Origin of the sequence: Halomonas sp. FeN2, from assembly GCF_020595105.1 — a bacterium.
In the GTDB taxonomy this organism is placed as follows: Bacteria; Pseudomonadota; Gammaproteobacteria; order Pseudomonadales; family Halomonadaceae; genus Vreelandella; species Vreelandella neptunia.
This window is the reverse complement of record NZ_CP074200.1, coordinates 2696034-2717821: the sequence shown is the minus strand read 5'-3', so window position 1 is coordinate 2717821 and position 21788 is coordinate 2696034. Positions and strand designations below refer to the sequence as shown.

Annotated in this window: 18 protein-coding genes and 4 tRNA genes; 9 read left to right on the top strand and 13 right to left on the bottom strand. The window is 57.2% G+C overall.

The features are described 5' to 3' along the window. Positions 1 to 2 precede the first annotated feature (2 nt). The 9 genes from rplK to KF947_RS12450 form a co-directional block, all read right to left on the bottom strand. A complete protein-coding gene (rplK, locus tag KF947_RS12490; protein ID WP_007112017.1) occupies positions 3 to 434 on the bottom strand; it encodes a 50S ribosomal protein L11 in 432 nt (143 codons plus the stop codon). Between the two features lie 108 nt (positions 435 to 542). After that, positions 543 to 1076, bottom strand: coding sequence for a transcription termination/antitermination protein NusG (nusG, locus tag KF947_RS12485; RefSeq protein WP_008959178.1), 534 nt, complete (start codon positions 1074 to 1076; stop codon positions 543 to 545). 8 nt (positions 1077 to 1084) lie between these two features. Beyond that, complete coding sequence (secE, locus tag KF947_RS12480; RefSeq protein WP_008959179.1) at positions 1085 to 1468, bottom strand: preprotein translocase subunit SecE; 384 nt, start codon at positions 1466 to 1468, stop codon at positions 1085 to 1087. A gap of 73 nt (positions 1469 to 1541) precedes the next feature. Beyond that, a tRNA-Trp gene (locus KF947_RS12475) sits at positions 1542 to 1617 on the bottom strand. A 214-nt stretch (positions 1618 to 1831) separates the two neighbouring features. Further along, positions 1832 to 1906: transfer RNA gene (locus KF947_RS12470), tRNA-Thr, on the bottom strand. Positions 1907 to 1919: 13 nt separating this feature from the next. Continuing rightward, positions 1920 to 1993, bottom strand: a tRNA-Gly gene (locus tag KF947_RS12465). 132 nt (positions 1994 to 2125) lie between these two features. Continuing rightward, positions 2126 to 2209, bottom strand: a tRNA-Tyr gene (locus KF947_RS12460). Positions 2210 to 2328: 119 nt separating this feature from the next. Beyond that, positions 2329 to 3168 (bottom strand): type III pantothenate kinase, encoded by an 840-nt coding sequence (locus tag KF947_RS12455; RefSeq protein ID WP_133731703.1) that lies wholly within the window; start codon positions 3166 to 3168, stop codon positions 2329 to 2331. Further along, positions 3165 to 4160 (bottom strand): biotin--[acetyl-CoA-carboxylase] ligase, encoded by a 996-nt coding sequence (locus KF947_RS12450; RefSeq protein ID WP_227404092.1) that lies wholly within the window; start codon positions 4158 to 4160, stop codon positions 3165 to 3167. The genes KF947_RS12455 and KF947_RS12450 overlap by 4 nt, the downstream gene beginning before the upstream one ends. Positions 4161 to 4390: 230 nt before the next feature. Here KF947_RS12450 and typA point away from each other — a divergent pair, with 230 nt between their 5' ends. The 6 genes from typA to KF947_RS12420 all read left to right on the top strand — a co-directional run bounded on the left by typA (position 4391) and on the right by KF947_RS12420 (position 11890). Then, positions 4391 to 6241, top strand: a complete 1851-nt coding sequence (typA, locus tag KF947_RS12445; RefSeq protein ID WP_133731705.1) for a translational GTPase TypA — start codon at positions 4391 to 4393, stop codon at positions 6239 to 6241. Positions 6242 to 6499: 258 nt separating this feature from the next. Next, positions 6500 to 7945 carry a sodium-dependent transporter gene (locus KF947_RS12440; protein WP_133731706.1) on the top strand — a complete coding sequence of 482 codons (1446 nt, stop codon included), beginning with the start codon at positions 6500 to 6502 and terminating at the stop codon, positions 7943 to 7945. A gap of 49 nt (positions 7946 to 7994) precedes the next feature. After that, entirely contained in the window at positions 7995 to 8765 is a 771-nt protein-coding gene (locus KF947_RS12435) for an ABC transporter ATP-binding protein (protein WP_227404091.1), read from the top strand. A 74-nt stretch (positions 8766 to 8839) separates the two neighbouring features. Then, positions 8840 to 9544: an ABC transporter ATP-binding protein gene (locus KF947_RS12430; RefSeq protein WP_133731708.1), complete on the top strand. Its 705-nt coding sequence runs from the start codon at positions 8840 to 8842 to the stop codon at positions 9542 to 9544. 16 nt (positions 9545 to 9560) lie between these two features. Then, a complete protein-coding gene (locus tag KF947_RS12425) occupies positions 9561 to 10565 on the top strand; it encodes a branched-chain amino acid ABC transporter permease (protein WP_133731709.1) in 1005 nt (334 codons plus the stop codon). Beyond that, entirely contained in the window at positions 10565 to 11890 is a 1326-nt protein-coding gene (locus KF947_RS12420) for a branched-chain amino acid ABC transporter permease (RefSeq protein ID WP_227404090.1), read from the top strand. The genes KF947_RS12425 and KF947_RS12420 overlap by 1 nt, the downstream gene beginning before the upstream one ends. A 101-nt stretch (positions 11891 to 11991) precedes the next feature. Here KF947_RS12420 and KF947_RS12415 read toward each other — a convergent pair whose 3' ends face one another. Next, positions 11992 to 13623: a dihydroxyacetone kinase subunit DhaK gene (locus tag KF947_RS12415; RefSeq protein ID WP_227404089.1), complete on the bottom strand. Its 1632-nt coding sequence runs from the start codon at positions 13621 to 13623 to the stop codon at positions 11992 to 11994. 195 nt (positions 13624 to 13818) lie between these two features. On the opposite strand from KF947_RS12415, the gene KF947_RS12410 reads away from it, so the two are divergent. Continuing rightward, entirely contained in the window at positions 13819 to 14352 is a 534-nt protein-coding gene (locus KF947_RS12410) for an Hsp20/alpha crystallin family protein (protein ID WP_227404088.1), read from the top strand. Positions 14353 to 14538: 186 nt separating this feature from the next. Here KF947_RS12410 and KF947_RS12405 read toward each other — a convergent pair whose 3' ends face one another. The 3 genes from KF947_RS12405 to KF947_RS12395 form a co-directional block, all read right to left on the bottom strand. Further along, positions 14539 to 15747: an ABC transporter substrate-binding protein gene (locus KF947_RS12405; protein WP_227404087.1), complete on the bottom strand. Its 1209-nt coding sequence runs from the start codon at positions 15745 to 15747 to the stop codon at positions 14539 to 14541. Between the two features lie 143 nt (positions 15748 to 15890). Next, the gene (locus tag KF947_RS12400) at positions 15891 to 17432 is read right to left on the bottom strand and encodes a phospholipase D family protein (protein WP_227404086.1); all 1542 of its coding nucleotides are present in this window, start codon (positions 17430 to 17432) and stop codon (positions 15891 to 15893) included. Then, complete coding sequence (locus KF947_RS12395; protein WP_133731713.1) at positions 17425 to 17667, bottom strand: hypothetical protein; 243 nt, start codon at positions 17665 to 17667, stop codon at positions 17425 to 17427. The genes KF947_RS12400 and KF947_RS12395 overlap by 8 nt, the downstream gene beginning before the upstream one ends. A gap of 115 nt (positions 17668 to 17782) precedes the next feature. On the opposite strand from KF947_RS12395, the gene KF947_RS12390 reads away from it, so the two are divergent. Continuing rightward, complete coding sequence (locus tag KF947_RS12390; protein WP_227404085.1) at positions 17783 to 18586, top strand: TlpA disulfide reductase family protein; 804 nt, start codon at positions 17783 to 17785, stop codon at positions 18584 to 18586. 113 nt (positions 18587 to 18699) lie between these two features. Beyond that, entirely contained in the window at positions 18700 to 21645 is a 2946-nt protein-coding gene (gene rapA / locus KF947_RS12385; protein ID WP_227404084.1) for an RNA polymerase-associated protein RapA, read from the top strand. Positions 21646 to 21788: the final 143 nt, after the last annotated feature.

Genomic DNA, 21788 nt, shown 5'->3' with positions numbered 1-21788 from the left:
GATCAGAGACCCTCCACGTTTAGGCCCATGCTGCGCGCGCTGCCAGCAATGGTGCGTACAGCTGCATCGAGATTCGCAGCCGTTAAATCAGGCTCTTTAGTCTTGGCGATCTCTTCAAGCTGTTCACGCGTTACGGTGCCGACCTTCTTCTTGTTCGGCTCACCAGAACCGGACTTGATACCAGCGGCTTTTTTCAGCAGCACGGCAGCAGGCGGCGTCTTGGTAACGAACGTGAAGCTACGGTCAGAGTAGACAGTGATCACGACTGGCGTCGGCAGGCCCGGCTCAATTTCTTGAGTCGCGGCGTTGAACGCCTTACAGAATTCCATGATATTCACGCCGTGCTGACCCAGTGCTGGGCCTACCGGCGGGCTTGGATTGGCTTTACCTGCAGCAACCTGCAGTTTGATGTAAGCCTGTACTTTCTTGGCCATCGTTTATGCTCCAATTGGGTAATAGCGCCCGAAGGCTCCCCGGTACCAGCGAGACAACCGCCAGGTCATCTCACGCGAATCAAAACTTACTCTTCCTCAACCTGAGACTTATTCTTTCTCAACCTGAGAAAATTCTAACTCAACAGGTGTAGAGCGCCCGAAGATCAGCACGCTGACATGCAGACGACTCTTTTCGTAATTAACTTCTTCGACAACACCGTTGAAATCGGCAAACGGCCCGTCGACAACACGTACTGACTGACCGGGCTCAAACATCGTTTTAGGCCGCGGCTTATCAGTACCGTCTTTAACGCGCAGCAAAATGGCATCTGCTTCGCGAGAAGTGATTGGCGCAGGTTTCTCTTTTGTACCACCGATAAAGCCCATAACACGCGGCGTCTCATTGACGAGGTGCCAGGTTTCGTCGGCCATCTCCATCTCGACCAATACGTAGCCGGGATAAAACTTGCGCTCGCTCTTGCGTCGCTTGCCGTCACGCATTTCGACAACTTCTTCAGTTGGCACCAGAATTTCGCCAAAGCGATCTTCCATACCATACATCTTCACACGCTCAATCAATGAGCGCATGACATGCTTTTCAAAGCCAGAATAAGCGTGAACGACGTACCAACGTTTGGACATGAATGCTCCTAACCAATGACGCCGGACATCGCCCAGCCAAGAAGAGTGTCGATCAACCACAGCATTAGCCCCACCACCAAAACGGCCACTAGCACAATGGCCGTGGTTTGAATGGTTTCGGCTCGGGTCGGCCATACAACGCGCTGAATCTCTTTCTTGGCGCTTCTGGCAAGCTCTACTAAATCACGACCTTTGGTAGTGGTTAGCGCGATTAAACCCGCAATCACACACAACACCACTACGCCAAGCACGCGGTAGAGCAGGCCAATATCGGCGAAATAGGTATTACCAACAACAGCAACGACAAGCAGCGCTACGACCGCCGCCCACTTGAGCCCGTCATGGCGCGTCTGTTGCACCTCGGCGCCATGTTTTACAGAACCAGGCTTCATAAAAACGAGACTCCTCAGGGTGCGGCGAACGATAAAAGAATTTTGGAAAAAGACATACCAACCTGGGGAAGGTTGGCAGGCCAGGAGGGAATCGAACCCCCAACCTGCGGTTTTGGAGACCGCTGCTCTGCCAATTGAGCTACTGGCCTGTATCGTCGTACTGACTTTCTATTTTCTAGCTTCTATCTACTTTTTGCTTCTACTTCTGCTAACAAGCGTCTTTTCGACCGCCTATACAACAGCGGGCGCCATGGTAGCGGAGAAACCCACACCTGACAACCCCTTCTTTACGCTCGAGCGCTACAAAAACCCACCCAAACGCAGAGACAAAAAAAGCGAGCTTCGCTCGCTTGATCTGCAATATGGAGCTCATGGACGGAATTGAACCGTCGACCTCACCCTTACCAAGGGTGTGCTCTACCCCTGAGCTACATGAGCCAAACACATCAACTGGAGCGGGCGGCGGGAATCGAACCCGCACCATCAGCTTGGAAGGCTGAGGTTCTACCATTGAACTACGCCCGCAGAACCTGTCTAGAATGACGATCCGCTACGCGCCGCCTTATAACTCTAACTTACTGAAGCTATAAACCGTAGACAATGCCCGCTACCGGCTTTTCATTCAGCAGCACCGATCTAATCGCTGCTGCTTAATTCTGGTGGAGAGGGAAGGATTCGAACCTTCGAAGCTTTCGCGGCAGATTTACAGTCTGCTCCCTTTGGCCACTCGGGAACCTCTCCAACTGTGGCGGCACATTATGCCAGCCTCCAAAACAGTGTCAAGCTAGATATTTACTTAATTTATCGTAGCTTGCGATACCAGCGCATCTTCTGCCTGCCTTGGAACGCGCTGCATTCTGTCAAAGCAGCATGGAGAATGCAAGTCCTGCGCGAATCTTTTCTAGCGCTACCGGTTCAGGCACCCGCGGCGCCCCCGACATTTTACCCGCACGCTCGGCAAAGGTCATCGGAAAGCACGCCTCCAGGCCGCCATAGACCATGTCCGGCCACACTGCATGGGGAACCTGCACACCTCTTGAGACAACCCGCGCATCGCCCCCGGTTAACAGCATTGGCAGCGCCACACCTTCCTGGTCACATACTTCGCTATAGATGCGATTAATAGCACTAACAGCGGCCATGTAGATACCGTGGTTGACCGCATCAACAGTGCGACGGCCAGGCTCTAGCAACTCATCGGCCTCGCTTTCAGGATCGATGGCCACATTGCGGGTGCCAAGCTTCAAGCTCTCTTTCATCAGTCGAAGACCGGGGATAATAAAGCCACCCAGGTGCTGGCCGCCTGGCAGCACAAAGTCAATAGTGATCGCGCTACCGCAATCCACCGCACAGCAACCGCCCGCTAACTGATAGCCCGCCAGCGCTCCCATCCAACGATCAACCCCCAAGCGCCCCGGCTCTTCATAGCCGTTAACCACGCCTAGCGCCTCATGGGTTGAGTGCGCCACGTGCACATGACGCACACGGCGGCGCAACAAGGCGACGGTTTCTTCCAGCACCGCCGCCCTGGCGACGCTGGATATACGTACCGCCTCGACCACGTCGAGATCGGGAATATCGGCCCCCGGGCGCCACTCTTCCCGGGTCCATACCGCTCCACGGGAACGTATCTCGCTACTCTCGGCATCCTTGAGCCGCCATTTAGACAGCGTGTTGCCGATATCAAGATCCAGAATCATAAACGCCTGCGTACGCTAATCTCACCGCCAGCTAGGCGTCGCGAGTGACCATTTTCGGCAACCCATAGGTTACCACTCTCATCCACTTCCCCCGCGACGGCATCGCTGGTCTGCTGCCCCTGTATCACTCGAATAGGCAGCCCTGCATAGGCGTGGCGCTGGTTCCAGGCATCCCGCCAAGCGCCAAAACCGTCCTGCTCAAAGCTAGCCAGCATAGCCAGCAGGCCTGCCACCACCTCAGAGGCCAGTTGATTGCGTGAAATATTCGGCAGCCGCTCGAAAAGCGCGGCCACAGGCTGATCGATAGCTGCCCGCTGGGCGGGCGGCAACCACAAATTCATGCCCATACCAATGACGACTTCGCAGGGGCCTGCCGCATCCCCGGTCACTTCGATAAGTATACCGGCCAGCTTGCCTAACTCATCGCCTGGGTCATCACCCTGCTCGGAGAGCAGAATATCGTTAGGCCACTTAAGCCTCGGTGCAACACCATGGTGCTCGAGCACTTGGGCAACCACGACGCCTACCGCTAAGCTCAAGCCTTCCAGCACCGCGATACCCGACTCAAAGCGCCAGCCCAGCGAAAGCATGAGGCTCTGCCCCCAGGGCGTCGTCCAGACACGCCCCCGGCGGCCACGCCCTGCCGTCTGTAGCTCAACCAGGCACACTTCGCCATGTCCGGCGCCCTGCTCAAAGCGCTGACGCAGATACTCGTTGCTGGAGGGTAACTGATCTTCAACAAACAGGCGCGCAAGGTGGTGGCGCGCCTGAGCGGGCAACTGCGCAACAATTTTGGCGCCTTCCAGGGGCTCCAGGCGCTGGGATAGCTGGTAGCCACGGCCTTTCACCGCCACTACCTCCACCCCTAACGCCTCCAGTTTTTTTAACTGCTTCCACACCGCCGCACGAGAAATACCCAGCGCTTCACCCAGCTGCTCGCCAGAGTGAACCTCGCCATCGCTTAACAAACGCATCAGGTTGCCGATGGTCATGCTCCTGCCCCAGTGGGAAAAGCGCTAGTCTAGCGGATGGAGGTTCATGGCGAAAACATTCCTAGACCAAGGTTGATATGAGAGGCAGTAATATCAGCGAAGCCTTCGACATGGTAGAATGGCTATTGGACGCAAGCCCTGAGCCAAGATGGTCGGCAAATTGCCAGCCCTTGCGACCCGCATTTTCCGACCCGTGGACGAACGGGTGTTCACAAGAGTTCTCTCTCAGCATGCAAAACCAGCAAAACTCCAGCGCGGTTAATAACCTGCGCAACGTCGCGATCATAGCCCACGTTGACCATGGTAAAACCACACTGGTCGACAAACTCCTGAGCCAGTCTGGCACCCTTGACCGTAAAGCAGAAGGTCAAGAGCGCATCATGGACTCAAACGATCAGGAAAAAGAGCGTGGCATTACCATTTTGGCCAAGAATACGGCCATTCAATGGCAAGACAGCGAAGGTAATGGCTACCACATCAACATCGTGGATACGCCTGGGCACGCCGATTTCGGCGGCGAGGTTGAGCGCGTCATGTCAATGGTCGATTCGGTGCTACTGCTAGTAGACGCCGTTGATGGCCCGATGCCGCAAACCCGCTTTGTGACCCAGAAAGCCTTCGCCCAAGGCCTGAGGCCGATCGTGGTGGTCAACAAAATTGACCGTCCCGGCGCACGCCCTGACTGGGTTATCGACCAGATTTTTGATCTGTTCGACAACCTCGGTGCGTCTGACGAACAGCTCGATTTCCCGATCATCTACTGCTCTGCCCTAAACGGCATTGCCGGTATGGATCCTGAAGAGTTGGCGGACAACATGGATCCCATGTTCCAGGCCATCGTCGATATCGTCGAGCCGCCTAAGGTTGAGCTTAACGGCCCCTTCCAGATGCAGATCTCTGCGCTGGATTACAACAGCTACGTAGGCGTTATCGGCCTGGGTCGCATCAAGCGTGGCGCGGTGAAACCGAACCAGCAAGTGTCGATCATCGGCGTTGATGGCAATGTGCGTAAAGGCAAAATCGGTCAGGTCATGACCCATATGGGCCTTGAGCGCGTGCAGACTAACGAAGCCACCGCGGGCGACATCGTCTGTGTTACCGGCATCGACGATCTGTCGATTTCGGATACGCTATGCGATCCGGCCAAGGTCGAGGCACTGCCGCCACTGTCCGTCGACGAACCGACCGTTTCAATGACCTTCCAGGTCAACGATTCACCGTTCGCCGGTAAAGATGGCAAGTTTGTGACCAGCCGCAACATCAAGGATCGCCTTGATCAAGAGCTGATTCACAACGTGGCACTGCGCGTTGAACAGGGCGAAACCCCTGAGAAGTTCAAGGTTTCTGGGCGTGGCGAGCTGCACCTCTCGGTGCTGATCGAAACCATGCGCCGTGAAGGCTTTGAGCTGGCCGTAGGCCGCCCCGAAGTCATCATCAAAGAGATCGACGGTGAAAAGCAGGAGCCCTACGAAGAGGTCATCATCGACTGTGAAGAGCAGCACCAAGGCTCAATCATGGAAGAGCTGGGCTACCGTAAAGGTGAGATGACCAACATGCTGCCGGACGGTAAAGGACGGGTTCGCCTGGACTTCATCATTCCTGCTCGTGGCTTGATCGGTTTCCGCGGCCAGTTCCTGACCCTGACTTCGGGCACCGGTATTCTGACCAGCCGCTTTGATCACTACGGCCCGCTGAAGCCTGAAGCCTCTATCGAGCGTCGTAACGGCGTGCTGGTTTCGATGGTTGACGGTAAAGCCCTTGCCTACGCACTGTATGCACTGCAAGAGCGCGGCAAGCTGATTATTGATCACGCCACGGAAGTTTACGAAGGCATGCTGATCGGTATCAACAACCGCGCTAACGACATGGTGGTTAACCCCACCAAAGGCAAGAAGCTCGACAACATGCGCTCTACCGGTAACGATGAAAACATCGTATTGACCCCGCCGGTTAAGTTTTCCCTGGAGCAGGCCATTGAGTTCCTCGACTCTGACGAGCTTGTCGAAGTCACGCCAGCGCACATCCGCCTGCGTAAAAAGCTGCTGAAAGAGACCGAACGTAAGCGTTACAGCAAGAAGTAACCCGCTCCCAGCAGTGAGTAACCAAAAACCCGCGAAAGCGGGTTTTTTTATGTCTCATTGCAACGCTTCATGACCGCTCCATAGCTGCCAAGATACTCCCCTAAACGCAGCCTAAACGCTAATACGCTGGAAAGGCGGCGCGTTCTATCGCACAGTAACGCTAAATTCAGCGCGTCCAAGGCACGCTGACATCGCTATATTCATACAGGCGTTTGGATACCACCCCATTCTGACGCCCAACCACGGACACTCTTACCCATGAGCGGTCATAACGTCTGGACGCATAAAGGCACTTTTCTTCTCGCCGCGGTTGGCTCCGCCGTCGGCTTGGGCAATCTGTGGCGCTTCCCCTACCTCACCGGTGAAAACGGTGGCGGTGCTTTTATACTGGTCTACGCATTGACGATCTTCGCCGTCGGCATCCCGATTCTGATTGCCGAGATCATGCTGGGACGCACCAGCCGCCAGAGTCCGATTATGGGTATGCGGCACCTGACCAAAACCCATGGCACCTCACGAGCCTGGGAAACGATTGGCTGGCTGGGCGCCGCCTCGGCGTTTTTGATTTTAAGCTTTTACTCGGTGATCGCCGGGTGGGCGATTCACTACACCTGGCTGATGCTGACCGGCTCCCTGGTCGGCGCCGACGCGCAGACCATTAGCACTGGCTTTGACGCTCTGTTGGCAGCTCCTGGCCTAATGACGCTCTATCACACCCTTTTCATTGCCGCGTCCGCGCTGATTGTGGGTATGGGGATTCATAAAGGCATAGAATCAGGCCTGCGCATTATGATGCCCGCGCTGTTTGTGATTCTGCTGGTGGTGCTCGCCTACGGCGTGGTGAATGGCGACATAGGCGCCGCCGCCAGCTTCCTGTTTACCTTTAATATCGCCGACCTCAGCCTTGAGGGCTGGCTGCAGGCCATGGGCCAGTCATTCTTCACCCTTAGCCTGGGCATGGGAGCCATCATGGCTTACGGTGCCTATATGCCCAGCGATGTCTCACTGACCCGCACCGCCTTTGCTGTCGCTATCGTCGATACCGCCGTGGCGATGGTGGCAGGCCTGGCCATTTTTGCCCTGGTGTTTGGCGCCGGGCTGGAAACCGGACAAGGCCCTGGGCTTATGTTTGTTACTCTTCCGCTGGCGTTTGCCGAGATGCCGTTTGGCGCTTTGGTCGGCGGTGTGTTCTTTATCCTGGTGCTCGGCGCCGCTATCAGCTCCTCTATTTCGCTGATTGAGCCTGTCGCCGCCTTCCTAGTGGAGCGCTTTGACATGACCCGCCCCCAGGCTGTAGCGATTATGGTTATCGCCGCCTGGGCAATGGGCCTGTTGACCGTGGTTAGCTTCAATATCTGGGCCGAGGGGACGATATTCCATAGCCTGTTTGGGCGCAGCGCGTTTGAGTTTATCGAGCTACTCACCAATATCTTTATGCCGGTGGGCGGTCTGCTGATAGCCCTATTCGCCGGCTGGGCGCTAACCCAGAGCGAAGTGATGAAGGAACTGGGCAGCAGCGTCACTTGGTTTAAATTTTGGCGGTTTCTGGTGCGCTTTGTGGCCCCCGCCGCCGTCGCCTTTGTGTTTTTACGCACCATTCCTCAGGTGGATGGCTATCTTATCCCCACCCTTGGCGCACTGCTCATTATTGGTGCCTTTGCAGCCAGCCAGCGGTGGCTGAAAAAACCACGACAAACAACTTAATAACGGTATGCAGGCGGCTTGTTAGCCGCCTGCATCGCGTGGAGACACCATGACCCCTCTTATTGAAGTACAGCGAGTCAACAAAGCGTTCGGCGGCCTACAGGTGATTAACGACTGCTCCATTCAAGTGGAGAAGGGCTCCATTACCGGGATGATTGGTCCCAACGGCGCAGGTAAATCAACCCTGTTTAATCTCATTGCCGGCGCACTGGCCCCCGACAGCGGCCGAGTACTGCTCGATGGTGAAGACATTACCTCGCTCAGCGCCGATCAGCGCTTTCATCGCGGCTTACTGCGCACCTTTCAGATCGCCCACGAGTTCAGCCAGATGAGCGCGCTGGAAAACCTGATGATGGTGCCACCCAAACAAGCCGGTGAAGACCTTTTCAGTGCCTGGTTAAAGCCCGGTAAGGTGCAGCGGGAAGAGGCAGAGGTGCGCCGCCGTGCCCTGGAAGTCATCGACTTTGTTGGCCTGCATCATGTGCGCAACGAGCTGGCGGGTAATTTGTCCGGGGGGCAAAAGAAGCTGCTAGAGCTTGGCCGCACCATGATGACCAATGCCAAGGTAGTGCTCCTTGATGAGATCGCCGCCGGGGTGAACCGCACCCTGTTGGGCGATTTGATCGGCAATATTGAGCGGCTCAACCGCGAAATGGGTTACACCTTCCTGGTCATTGAGCACGATATGGAGATGATTGCCCGCCTTTGCGACCCGATTATCGTGCTGGCTCAGGGCAGTGTGATGGTGGAGGGGCATATCAACGACATCCAGAATAACCCTGAGGTCATCGAGGCCTACTTCGGTACCGATGCCGCTTAAGCGTGACGTTTTCTCCCATTAGCCAATTAATATAATGATGTCGCTGCCAAGCGACCTTGCTGGAATACTTTCATATGCCATTAATCGACGCACGGGATGTGCACGGCGGCTATGGCGGCATGAATATCCTTAACGGGGTAAACATGACGCTGGAAGCCGATGAGGTCGGTGTTATCGTCGGCCCTAACGGGGCGGGTAAATCCACCATGCTGAAAGCGGTCTTTGGCCTGCTGCATGTTAATCAGGGCGAGATACTGCTTAACGGCCAGCCAATCCAAAACCTGCCGCCTAACCAGCTGGTAAAGCGCGGCATGGGTTTCGTGCCCCAGGAGAAGAACGTTTTCCCCAGCCTTTCGGTGCAGGAAAACCTGGAGATGGGCGCCTTTTTAAAGCCGCAAAACGTCAAGCGCATGCTCGCTCAGATCTATGAGTTTTTCCCACCACTGTACGAAAAGCGCCGCCAGCCTGCCGGTGAGCTTTCCGGCGGGCAGCGCCAAATGGTCGCCATGGGGCGTGCTTTGATGGCCGAACCAAGCCTGCTGCTGCTGGACGAACCCACTGCGGGGCTGTCGCCGCTGTATATGAATGAGATTTTCGACCGCGTCAAACAGATCAACGCCGCTGGCGTGGGTATTTTGATGGTGGAACAGAACGCCAAACAGGCACTCGCGATTGCCGATAAGGGCTTTGTGCTGGCCGCGGGCCAAAACCGCTTTACCGACACTGGGGCGGCACTGCTCGCTGACCCCGATGTCGCCAAAAGCTTTTTGGGCGGCTAGCCCCAGGGAGATAGACGTGAACGAACTGGTTTTTTTCATCAATAATGTGGTGATTTCGGGCAGCGTCAGCGGCTCTATTTATGCCATTGGGGCCATTGGAGTAACGCTGATTTTCAGCATTATGCGCTTTGCCCACTTCGCCCACGCCGACATGATGACCTTCGGCGCCTTTATGGTGCTGCTACTCACCACGCTATTTCCGGCGGCTGGCGCCAGCCTCGGCGTACCCACCGCCGTGCTAATGCTGCCGCTGGCGATGCTGCTTACTGCCGCCTTAGCGGTGGGAATCGATAAAACTTTCTATAAACCGCTACGTGCCCATGGGGTCAAACCGATTGTGCTGGTAATTGGCTCGCTGGGGGTCACGCTGATTCTACAGGGCTTAATCCGCCTCTTTTCGGGCACCGGCGGGCAGAGTTTATATGTCGACGACCGTAAAGAGATCTTCCGACTTGCGCTTCCCTTCGAGGGTGCCCGGGCTCCGATTGTGGTTACCGAGCCGCAGATTTACCTGTTCGTGATTACCATCGTTGCGGTCGTCGCACTGCACCTTTTCCTTAACCGTTCGCGGTTAGGCAAGGCAATGCGCGCCATGTCGGATAACCCTGAGCTGGCCCAAGCATCGGGTATTAATACCAATACCATTGTGGCGGTGACATGGATGATTGCCGGAGCGCTGGCGGCTATTGCCGGAACGTTGCTCTCCTTAGACGTTACCTTCAAACCCGATTTGAGCTTCTTCCTGCTGCTGCCCATTTTCGCCGCCGCCATTGTGGGTGGCGTAGGCCACCCTTACGGCGCCATTGCCGGTGGCTTTGTGGTCGGCTTTGCCGAAACCCTGGCGGTGTTTAACTGGAACGTGCTGCTGCGCCCCTTCAGCGATAGCTTGCCCGCCTGGCTGGAGCTACCGTCGAATCTGGCCTTCGTGGGTACCGAGTACAAAATTGTAGTGCCGTTTTTCATTCTGGTAGCCATTTTGGTGTGGCGTCCCACCGGACTCTTTAAGGGCAAGGTGATCTAATGAGCAATTCAGAAAAAACCCGCAACCCTGCCTACACTCCCCAAGACGCCACGCCTGCCCGTCGCTTCCCGCTGCGTGAACTGATCCTGTTTGGTGTTCTGCTCGTAGCGATTTTGGCGGTGTACGCCATCATGGGCGCCGCCTACAGCACACGCATGCTGGTCGAGGCCGCCTGCTACGCCATTCTGGCGTTAGGGTTAACGATTCAATGGGGCTACGCAGGGCAGTTCAACGCCGGGGTCATGGGCTTCGTCGCCCTGGGTGGCTTTTGTGCGATGTTCTTCAGCGTACCGGTCAACGACGACTTCTGGGGCACGGCGCTACCCGGTGAATTTGGCCGCGTATTGCTGTATGGCGCAGCCGCTATTGTCTTGATTGTTGGCGCCAGCAAGCTGGATCGACTGGGCGTACCCAAGCCTCTGCGTACGTTTATCGCGGTGGTGCTGGGTGTGGTGCTTTACCTTGTGGTGATTAGCCAGCTGCGTGAAGTCACTGATGCGATTGAAAACCAGGCAGGCTTTGTCGGTGGGCTCGGCTTACCGCCCTGGATCGGCTGGATTGTCGGTGGCGCGCTAGCGGGTGGCGTCGGCTACTTTATTGGCCATATCTGTCTGGGTTTACGCAGCGACTATCTGGCGATAGCCACCCTAGGCATAGCCGAAATCATTAAAGCTTTTTTGAAAAACTCTGACTGGCTAACTCGTGGTACCGCCACGGTATCCCCACTTCCCTGGCCCACACCGGGGCCTGCCGAACTCGGGTTTACGCTCTCCCGGGCTATCTACCTTTCGTTTACCGCAGTGATCATTGCGGTGATCTTCTTTCTGCTCAATCGCGCCTACAACGCCCCCTGGGGCCGAATGATCCGGGCGATTCGCGACAATGAAGTCTCCGCTGCGGCGATGGGTAAAGACATCAACAAACGGCGTCTGGAGATCTTCGTGCTGGGCTGCATTCTGATGGGCTTAGGCGGCGGCATACTGGGCACCTTCAACAGCCTTTTCGATCCTCAAGGCTACCTGCCGCTGAACCATACCTTCCTGGTGTTGGTGATGGTGATTCTGGGCGGGCCGGGCAATAACCTGGGCACCATTTTTGGCGCTGTGGCGGTATACATCATCTGGATTATGTCCGAGCCCCTGGCGCTGTTCTTAATGCAGTTAGCGGTGGCCTTTGGCGAAGGCGCGTTCGGCTGGGATGCACCGGGCAATATGGATAGCCGCGCCCTACAGGCACGGGTGCTGGTGATTGGCTTGTTGATCACCATGGTGCTGCGCTTCGCACCTAAAGGCCTGCTACCCGAGAAGATCAAAAGCCACAGTTGATGGGACACTGGGTATGACTGGCGAGCTAAGCCCCGCAGGTAGCAGCGTTTGCGCGGCACTGCACGCAGTGGTGGTCGCCCAATCTGGCGCTAACGATCACGCTACTTCGCTGATTGCGCTTCCAGCTCTTCGAACAATCGCGCCACTGCTTCAGCTCCGGGATCAATATGCCCCCGGAGCTGCTCGGCGTTGATATAGGCAGCGCGCCCCGCGTTTGCCTTTACGATGGTAGCGGTATGAATAGCCCCTTTTCGCGCCGCTCTGGCGGCGGAGGCGAAGCTTTCTTCGAAGGCATCCAGGGCGGGTTTTAGGGCATCCACCATGGTTCTGTCGCCTAACTTCGCGCCCCCAATTTGCTGCATCCGGTTGAGCCCCTCCTTCAGCGCAGCGACCCTGGGTAGTCCGCTGGACGCTGCATCTCCTGCCGCGGAGAAGAAAATAGCCAGCAGCACGCCAGAGGATCCCCCCATGGTCTGGCTAAGCGCCTGCCCTATGGCGCGGTAAAGCTGGGGATGATCGGCCAGGGGCATTCTATCCAGCGTGTTTAACAGGGCTCTTGCGGCTCCAGCGAGGGTTGATCCGGTATCACCGTCACCTGACTTGGCATCCAGTGCATTCAGATCCGCTTCGGAGTCGATCAGCACCTGACACCACCTCGTCAGCAAGTTGGCTGTCTGATCATGCCAGGAAGGAGTAGGTTGAATAGGCAGTAAGCCGTCGGGAAGCTCTCGTAGAATGATTGGCCTGATGCGCTTGCAGCCAGGCCAGGCGCTGGGGCCACAGGTCGCAGCGAGTAAGGCTTCATCATCCTGGGCGAGCGGATAAACCGATACGGAAAACCCCTGCATGGCCAGTGACGTCATCATGGGCGCTGGCCCGACGATGAGTTTCAGGCGGCTGGCAATGGAAGACGTCAGAAGCTCGTTGGCGAGTACCGACATTTCCAGTGCCGACGCGCCGCCGAGGTTGTTAAGCAGAACCGCATGGGGCTGTTTATCCATGACGGTGGCCAGCTTTTCGGCTACGGCGGCAATGGCGTTTTTCGCGCCGTCGCAAGTAATCTGCTCAACCCCTGCCTCGCCATGGATGCCAAGCCCGAGCTCCGCCATCCCAGGGGGAATGCGTTGCTCTTTGGGCGAGCCGGGCACGCGACAGGTATCCAATGACATGCCGATGCTGTGGGTGTTGGCGATCACCCGCTCAGCGGCTTTGGTCAGGGTTTCAAGATCGGCATCCTGTTCGGCCAATGCCCCGGCTATCTTATGAACAAAGAGTGTGCCCGCCACACCTCGTGCCTGCGGGAGGTCGGGCAAGGCAATGTCATCGTCGACCACCACCATGCCCACCTTGTGTCCTAAGGCACGGGCACGCTCGGCTGCCAGCCCGAAATTCAGGCGGTCGCCCGTATAATTCTTGACGATCAGCAAGCAGCCCGCCGATCCGGTAACCGCCAGTATTGCGGCTAGAACCGCATCGACCGATGGTGAGGCGAAGACGTCACCGCAGACAGCCGCGGTTAGCATGCCCTTGCCGACGAAGCCGGCATGGGCCGGTTCGTGACCAGAGCCACCGCCAGAAACCAACGCCACTCGGGACTTATCCCAGTCGGCCCGCACCACCACTCGAATATGAGGATAGCCATCCAGGCGTGCCAACTGGCCATCGGATGCCCTGATAAGTCCGTCGATCGCGTCGGTGACGGCGTCTTCTTTGCTGTTGATAAAGTGCGTCATGATCTCGCCACCTCTCCTTGTTCGTACAGCCTCCCCCCTGCCCCTACCCAATATAATCGGATACCGCACGGTTGGCGCTCTGGGGACTTGAAATTTTGTCGTTTGCCACCAGCTATTTTTTTGTCAAGGGGCAACCCGAGACGTTGAGTATTTCGATTTACGTCATAGGTAGCAAGATCAGATAGGAGGTGACGTATGAATTTGCAAAAACTCTCTCCCTGGAACTGGTTCAAGAGCGAAAATGCAGATACACCGACTCCGCCGTCCAGCGTGGAGGCGCGCCGCAGTGAGCTCTCCCCATTCATGGGTATGCATCAGGAGTTGGATCGCTGGATGGACAGTGTCATGCGGCAGTTCGGCATGCCCTCACTGGAAAGTCGCGTTGGCGACCTGCCGGGCCTTCTGCAACCGCGGCTCGATATTGCCGAACACGACAGCGAGTATGTGATCAGCGTCGAGGTGCCGGGGGTCGAGGAGAAAGATCTCTCTATCTCCCTGGATGATCATCGCCTGGTCATTGAAGGTGAAAAGCGTCAGGAGAGCCATAGTAAAGATAATAAGCTCCATCGTATCGAGCGCTCCTATGGTCGGTTACAGCGCGTGCTGGATCTGCCTGGGGATGCCAAGGCCGAGGATATCAAAGCCTCTTTCAAAAATGGCATTCTGACGATACGGGTGCCGCGCAGCGAGCAGGCTAAGGCGGCTCGCCGTGAAATCCCCATTCAGTAAACGTGGTTGCTGACGTCATGGGGCTCGCCGACTGGCGAGCTTTTTTTTTGCTGCGCCAGGCATGGCGCTGGCTGGGTTACCTGAAGTGTCGGCAATTTAAGCGATAAACGACCACAAGGTGGGCCTGGCCAAATGAAAAATGCCCAACTTTAATAAGTCGGGCATTTTTAACACTAATGCTGAGAATTAAAGATCAACCTGACCTTTGCTGGTAAAGGTGCCGTCTTCTACAGCCATCTCAACCACTACACCAGGTACGTCACCGTTGTCATCGAACTCATGAGAGCCAGAGGCGCCTTCGTAGTTGATTTCGGTGCCTGCGGCAATCAGTTCAACCGCTTTTTCCCACTCGCCAGGCAGAATGACCTCGCCGGGGGCGCTGGAAACACTGCGCAGTGCTTCGGAAAGGCCTTCACGCTCGGCGCTGCCGTTCTGCTCAATCGCCAACGCGATCAGGAAAGCAGCGTCGTAAGCTTGGGCAGCAAATACCGCACTTGGATCTAAATCAGCGGCTTCGGCAGCTTCGATAAAGATATCAGTACCGGGCAGATCAGGGCTGCCGGGGCGCGTAGCGATCATGCCATCCAGCACGTCTGCACCGATGGCTTCAATAAGGCTATCGCCGACCATGCCGTCAGCACCTACGTACTGGGTAAACATACCGCTTTCATAGGCTTGACGCAGCACGGTCTGACCTGAGGTGTCGGCGTAGGCCAGCACAACGAGAGTATCCACGCCACTGACTGACAGTGAGCCTAGCTCAGAGCGATAATCCGCGCGGTTATCTTCGTGGGCAAGGTTCTCAGTAATCTCACCTCCGCCGGCTTCAAAAGCGGCGCTGAAGGCGTCTGAAAGCCCCTGACCATAATCGTTGTTGACGTAAGTGACCGCCACAGCGTCGATACCTTTTTCAAGCAGCAGCTTGGCAAGGATCTCCCCCTGAAAAGCATCCGACGGCACGGTACGGAAGACGAGATCATTATCGTCCAGCTCGGATACCGCAGGGGCAGTAGAGGCAGGCGATACCATCAGCACACCACCGGGAATGGCGGCGTTGTTAGCTGCGGCAATGGTCGCACCAGTACACAGCGCACCGACAATCGCGGTGACATTTTCCGAGTTCACCATGCGGTCAGCGGCGTTAGAAGCAGCCGATGCATCGGAACAGGTGGTATCGCCAGACGGCATCACCAACGTTTGGCCATCTAGAATGCCGCCCTGCTCATTGATCTGCTCTACGGCTAGCTGAGCACCTTCAAAAATTGGGGGCGTTAAACTTTCAATTCCCCCGGTAAAGCCGCCCAAGAAGCCAACTTTGACCTCCGCCTGTGCGAATCCGGTCATTGCCAGGGTCGAGGCCGCCACAGCGGTGACTAATGCGCGCTTATTGATCATGTTATTTGTCGCTCCCAGTATTTTAAGAGATTGTTTAATTTTTTAGTGTGCCTCAGCGGTCAATCGTTAAGGCTGCTATTAATCTGGAACTGGAATGGCAAAAACACAAGCATCTGTTTCTAACGCTAGTTTGCAAAAATGCACTATAGCCAGCGCTCAAGCTTAAGCGTATGGCTTAACCAGGCGTTGAAATGGCGCCAAAAACTCCCCGGCTCCGTGGTTAAAATTTCCATGTCTCCATCGCGCTCCAGGTGCCAGTTCAATTCGCCTTGGGGTGTGAGCACCACACGGTAGCTCAGTGAAGGGTCTCGGCCTAACGCCACTAACTCATTAAAGGCGTGTATCAGCGACTCGCTGCGGGCCAGGACACCAATTTCCGTATTCCAGTAGATGGAGCGTGGGTCAACGTTGAACGAGCCGACAAAAAGCTGGTCGTCAAAGCGTAACGCCTTAATATGCAGCGCCGAAGCAGAGGCGCCGGGCACTCGCATATCCTCATCCGCGCCTGCCTCCTGCTCTGGACGCAGCTCGTAAAGCGCCACTCCGTGGGATAACAGCTCTTCACGCCAGGGCGCGTAAGCACCGTGTACCACCGCGGCATCCGTGGACTCGAGTGAGTTGGTAATAATTTCGACGGTCACGCCCTGGTCGGCCAACTCGGTCAAGCGCTTCACCCCTTGTTCGGTGGGCACAAAGTAGGCTGATATGATCACCAAATGCTGATTCAGCGACGCAGCAGCGGTTAAATCACCGAGTAGCGTATCTCGCCATTCAGGGGTTGTTGATGACAGCTTACCGGGGGTGTCCCACAGAGCCAGCCCTTCACCCCAGTGCAGGGTTTCCCAAGGTGGTGCGCTGCGCGGTTTACGGCGCAGCTCGGTAAAATATTCCGAGTCGGCGTTGTTATCCAGCCAATCCTCAAGCTCGGTTTTGAGTATTTGCCAGGCGCTATCATCCACTTGATGATAGCGCTCAATGGGCTGCGCCAGACCGTGATTCCAATAAAGGTCAAAACTATCCGACAGCGCTGGCACCACATCGCCAATGGCCACAAAGTCCAAATCGGCGAAATTGCGCGAATCGTTGGCATCAAAATACTCATCGCCCAGATTGCGCCCGCCGACAATGGCGACACTATTATCTGCCACCCACAGCTTGTTATGCATGCGTCGATGCTGCCGTGCAGGATCAACCACCGAGGCCAAAACTCGCGTGAGCATATGGCCACGCCCCACCGCTAACGGGTTAAACACCCGCACATGAATACTAGGATGGCTTGCCAGAGCGGCCAGTCGATCATCTTGGCCAATGGCGCCAATATCGTCGACCAGCAGGCGCACCCGAACGCCCTCTTCCGCCGCTTTAATCAGCTGCGCCAGGATCAAACGCGTGGTCTGGCCATCGCCCAATAGGTAGGTTTGAATATCCAGCCCGCGCTGGGCTTGGCGAATCAATCCCACCCGCGCAGAAAAAGCTTCTTTACCGTCAGCCAGTAGCGCGAACCCGTCGGGGTCGGACTGCTCCGCCAGCGCCTGATGGGCTTGACCACCCAACCATGTATCGCGCGCATCTGCTGGCGCCAGCGCGATGTGGTGTTCGCGTATCACAGCGTGGGTACACCCCACCAACAGACTGCACAGAACCAATATGCTCAGCCAATGAAGCCAACCATTGGCGTTAGGCATCGTCATGGTCTTTGGCTTCAAGGCGCTCTGCCCAACGCTTGCGGGCTAGATTGCGTCGGTAAAGCCGCACTAGGGCAATCGATAACGCCGTGGCTAACATGCCCGCGAGCACCACACCCTGCCAGGGGCGTGCTGCGTTTTCCATGACGGTCTCCAGGGTAATAATCAGAATTAAGCCAATCGCCTGGGAGCCGATCGCTAGCGCGCGCAGCTTATCGAAAGCGGGTGGGGGCATAACGTCTCCGTAATTTTCAGCTCGCATGATATGGTCTCCAGTGTACCTGCTTCACGGCATGCTAACGGGAAACCTAAGTTAAAAAATCTAAGTTAAAAACCTGAACGGGAAACCCATGAACGCCATTGCTCTCGGCCCGCTACTGATTTCGCTACCACGCCTTTACGCCGTTGGCTGCGCACTGCTACTGCTGCTCTGCGCGCGCTTCTTGTTAGGGCTGCCCCGCCCGGCTCAGCAGCGCTGGTTTACCGGGCTTATTATTGTTTGGTTAGTTGGCGCTCGAGTGGGCCATATTCTGCTCAACCTGGATAGCTATAGCGACGCCCCGCTTGAAGCGCTCAAAGTCTGGCAACCCGGCTACCACGGCCTGTGGGGGATGGCCGCAGGATTGGTATGGACGGCTTGGACGCTACGGGCGCGGTTACTGGCTATGGGCGGTGCGATGGCCATGCTAATCGCCGCCTCCAGCCTATGGCTGGTGCTGGTCACCCTGGCGCCCCTGGGCAATGAATTTGCGGTTGACGCCCTACCGGAGATCACCCTTGAGGATGTGGAAGGCAATGAGGTGCATCTGCCCTCACTGACCGACAACGCTGACCTGATTATCGTCAACCTGTGGGCGACCTGGTGCCCCCCCTGCCTGCGTGAAATGCCGCTGCTTGAGGAGGCCGCCCAGCGCGAAGGGGTTAGCGTGGTGGTCGCCAACCAGGGAGAAGACCTGCTACCCATGGTGCGCTACCTGGATGAGCAGCAGCTTGAGTTTCGCTACGCTCTGCGTGACCCCAGCCAGCAGCTGATGGCGCTTTTTCAAGCACCGGGATTGCCCACCACCGTACTGTTCGACGGCCAGGGGAATACCCTGGATGTCCACGTTGGCGAGCTTACCCGCGCCCAGCTGGATCGCTGGTTAAAAGATTGATGCCGATACACCTTAATCCCCCCGCTGCTTTGCGTTAGAATCCCCCGCCCTGTTGCCGCCGGTGCTCACGACCGGCGGCATACGACCCGTTTTGCAGACTCCCCCGAGGCATCATGAGCGATTTTTCTCCCGGCCAACGCTGGATTAGCGACGGCGAAGCTGAGCTTGGGCTCGGCACCGTGCTTAACTGCGACGCCCGTAGCGTTACCATTTTGTTCAGTGCCAGTCAGGAAACCCGTACCTACAACACCCGCCAGGCCCCGCTCACCCGCGTTATGTTCGGCAGCGGCGACCGCGTACTCTCCGCTGACGGCTGGCAGATCGTTGTCGATGACAGCAAAGAGTCCAACGGCCTGATCACCTATATCGGTGAAGATAAAGAAGGCAATCTGCGCGAGCTGCCCGAGGCCAAACTCGCCGATACCATGCAGTTCGACCAGGCCCGCGACCGCCTGCTGACCGGCCAGGTGGATCGCAACGACTGGTTTGATTTACGTTTTCGCACCCTGCACCACTATCAGCGTATCGAGCAACACAGCGCGCTGGGCTTTTCCGGGCCGCGCATAGACCTGATTCCTCACCAGCTCTACATTGCCAATGAAGTCGCCAACCGCCATGCGCCCCGGGTTCTGCTGGCGGATGAGGTGGGCCTAGGTAAAACCATTGAAGCCGGGCTGATTCTGCACCGCCTGCTGCTCAACGGCCGCGTTGAGCGGGCGCTGATTCTGGTGCCCGACAGCCTCACCCACCAGTGGCTGGTCGAGCTGCTGCGGCGCTTCTCGCTTAACGTCACGCTGCTGGATGAAACCCAAAGCCAGGCCCACGGCAGTTACAACCCCTTTGAGAGCGCCCAGCTGGTGTTAGCCAGCCAGGGCTGGCTATTTGCCAACCCGCAACGCCAGGAGCAGGCGCTGGCCAGTCAGTTCGATCTACTGATCGTTGACGAAGCGCATCACCTTGACTGGAGTGAAGAGGGCAGCGGCCCCGGCTACCGGTGCGTCGAACAACTTTCGGCGGTGATTCCCGGCCTGCTGCTGCTCACCGCCACCCCCGAGCAGATGGGCATCAAGAGCCACTTTGCCCGCCTGCGGTTGCTGGACAGCGAGCGCTACCACGATCTTGAGCGCTTCAAAGCCGAAGAGAGCCACTACACCGAAGTGGCCCGCGCCATCGATGCCTTGGAGACACTGCCTGACGACCCTAGCGCCCGTACCGACGTCTCTGCAGTAGCCGATGACCGCGACAGCCAGGCGCTGCTAGCCATCCTATGCAACCCTGAGGCCAGCAAAGAACAGCAGGACGCCGCTCGCGCCCAACTGAGCGAAGCGCTGCTGGATCGCCACGGTACCGGCCGAGTGATGTTCCGCAACAGCCGCCGTCACGTAGGGGGCTTCCCGGAGCGACGCCTCAACCTAGTGCCCTTAGCGCTGCCTTCGGCCTACCGTCGCGTCGTGCGCCGCTTAGAGCGCGATGATGATTACCTCGACGAACTGCTGATCGAGACCGGCATGGATCACCCCGACGTGCTGATCTATCCTGACGCGGCCTACCGCGAACTCAGCAATGACCCGCTCAACGGCGAAGACTGGTGGCACATCGATCCGCGGGTTAACTGGCTACTGGAAAAGCTTAGCGACGACAGTGAGAACGGCTTCGCCAACGAGAAAGTCCTGGTCATTGCCCACCACCGGGAAACCGCCGAAGGGCTTGCTGAAGGGCTACGGGTGCTGGGCGGCTACCACGCACCGGTGTTCCACGAAGACCTCTCCCTGATAGAGCGTGACCGCGCAGCGGCGGCGTTTGCCGATGAGGATGAAGGCGTTCAGGTATTGGTCTGCTCAGAAATTGGCTCGGAGGGGCGCAACTTCCAGTTCTGCCGCCATCTGGTCATGTTCGATATGCCACAGCATCCGGATCAGCTCGAACAGCGCATCGGCCGCCTGGATCGCATCGGTCAGCGCCACGCCATTGAGCTGCACATTCCGACTTTTGAGGGCAGCCCCGGCGAGCGCCTACTGCGCTGGTACCACGAAGGGATGGATGCGTTCAGCGCCCCCCATGGGGTCGGCAACGAGCTGTTTGATGCCTTTGGTGACGCCTTGGCTGACGCCCTGCTGGATGATGAGGCACTTGACGAGATCATCGCCGAAACCCGTGCGATGTTTAGCGCCAAGCTGGCGGAGCACGATGCAGGCCGTAACCGTCTGCTTGAGCTCAACGCCTGCCGCCCCGCCCGCGCTCAGCAGGTGATCGACGCGGTGCGCGAGCTTGACGATGACGCCGCCCTGCCGCGCTATATTGAGCGAGCGCTGGATATTTTCGGCGTGGATAGCCAAGAGATCGGCAAAGGCTTAATGCACCTGCAGCCCAGCCAACATATGCTGGATGGCCTGCCGGGTCTGGTTAAAGGTGAAGAGGGCTTTACCGCCACCTACAGCCGCGCCCAGGCGCTGGCCCGCGACGATGTGCAGCGGCTCTCCTGGGAGCACCCATTGCTGAGGGAAATGATGGGCCGTGTACTGGATGGCACCATGGGCAACTCGGCGCTCGCTCTGCTGCGCCACGATGCCATTCCCAGCGGCCGCTTGATGGCTGAACTCGTGTTCCGCACCCACTGCCCGGCGCCCAAGAAGCTGCACCTTAACCGCTTCTTGCCGCCCACCGCAGTACGCTTACTGCTGGATGAATCAGGCGCCAATCTGACCAGCAAAATCTCTTTCACCGGCTTGGGCAAAAACCTGCAGAAGGTTAACAAGTCGCTGGCACGGGATTTGATCAAGAGCCGTCACGACCAATTGCGTGAACTGCTTACCCAGGGTGAAGGCGAAGCCGAGCGCCAGCTGCCCAGCATCGTCGAGAACGCTGAAGCGCGCATGCGCGCCCAGCTGGACGCCGAGATTGCGCGCTTAACGGCACTTGCCGAGCACAATCCGGCGGTGCGCAGTGCTGAAATCGACGCGTTAAAAGATGAGCGCAAGGCGCTTAGTGAAGCGATTGAGAACACCCGCCTGCGGCTTGACTCAGTACGGGTGATTATCACCGTTGATGCTGACCGCTAGTCGTTAAAGTAAACGGCACAGCGGCGGCGTTAGGGTGCCGCGGGGGCGCTGTAAACCCGTCCCTGGGCGCTACTTTCGCCATCTGACCGCCATGGATGGCGGAAATGCCGGAATTGTTGGGAACATTTTCCGGCCATGGCGAA

What these genes read in the sequence shown, in the direction of transcription:
- rplK (WP_007112017.1), bottom strand. Translation starts at nt 434, where the DNA reads ATGGCCAAGAAAGTACAGGCTTACATCAAACTGCAGGTTGCTGCAGGT.
- nusG (WP_008959178.1), bottom strand. Translation starts at nt 1,076, where the DNA reads ATGTCCAAACGTTGGTACGTCGTTCACGCTTATTCTGGCTTTGAAAAG.
- secE (WP_008959179.1), bottom strand. Translation starts at nt 1,468, where the DNA reads ATGAAGCCTGGTTCTGTAAAACATGGCGCCGAGGTGCAACAGACGCGC.
- KF947_RS12455 (WP_133731703.1), bottom strand. Translation starts at nt 3,168, where the DNA reads ATGATTCTGGATCTTGATATCGGCAACACGCTGTCTAAATGGCGGCTC.
- KF947_RS12450 (WP_227404092.1), bottom strand. Translation starts at nt 4,160, where the DNA reads ATGACCATCGGCAACCTGATGCGTTTGTTAAGCGATGGCGAGGTTCAC.
- typA (WP_133731705.1), top strand. Translation starts at nt 4,391, where the DNA reads ATGCAAAACCAGCAAAACTCCAGCGCGGTTAATAACCTGCGCAACGTC.
- KF947_RS12440 (WP_133731706.1), top strand. Translation starts at nt 6,500, where the DNA reads ATGAGCGGTCATAACGTCTGGACGCATAAAGGCACTTTTCTTCTCGCC.
- KF947_RS12435 (WP_227404091.1), top strand. Translation starts at nt 7,995, where the DNA reads ATGACCCCTCTTATTGAAGTACAGCGAGTCAACAAAGCGTTCGGCGGC.
- KF947_RS12430 (WP_133731708.1), top strand. Translation starts at nt 8,840, where the DNA reads ATGCCATTAATCGACGCACGGGATGTGCACGGCGGCTATGGCGGCATG.
- KF947_RS12420 (WP_227404090.1), top strand. Translation starts at nt 10,565, where the DNA reads ATGAGCAATTCAGAAAAAACCCGCAACCCTGCCTACACTCCCCAAGAC.
- KF947_RS12415 (WP_227404089.1), bottom strand. Translation starts at nt 13,623, where the DNA reads ATGACGCACTTTATCAACAGCAAAGAAGACGCCGTCACCGACGCGATC.
- KF947_RS12410 (WP_227404088.1), top strand. Translation starts at nt 13,819, where the DNA reads ATGAATTTGCAAAAACTCTCTCCCTGGAACTGGTTCAAGAGCGAAAAT.
- KF947_RS12405 (WP_227404087.1), bottom strand. Translation starts at nt 15,747, where the DNA reads ATGATCAATAAGCGCGCATTAGTCACCGCTGTGGCGGCCTCGACCCTG.
- KF947_RS12400 (WP_227404086.1), bottom strand. Translation starts at nt 17,432, where the DNA reads ATGCCTAACGCCAATGGTTGGCTTCATTGGCTGAGCATATTGGTTCTG.
- KF947_RS12395 (WP_133731713.1), bottom strand. Translation starts at nt 17,667, where the DNA reads ATGCCCCCACCCGCTTTCGATAAGCTGCGCGCGCTAGCGATCGGCTCC.
- KF947_RS12390 (WP_227404085.1), top strand. Translation starts at nt 17,783, where the DNA reads ATGAACGCCATTGCTCTCGGCCCGCTACTGATTTCGCTACCACGCCTT.
- rapA (WP_227404084.1), top strand. Translation starts at nt 18,700, where the DNA reads ATGAGCGATTTTTCTCCCGGCCAACGCTGGATTAGCGACGGCGAAGCT.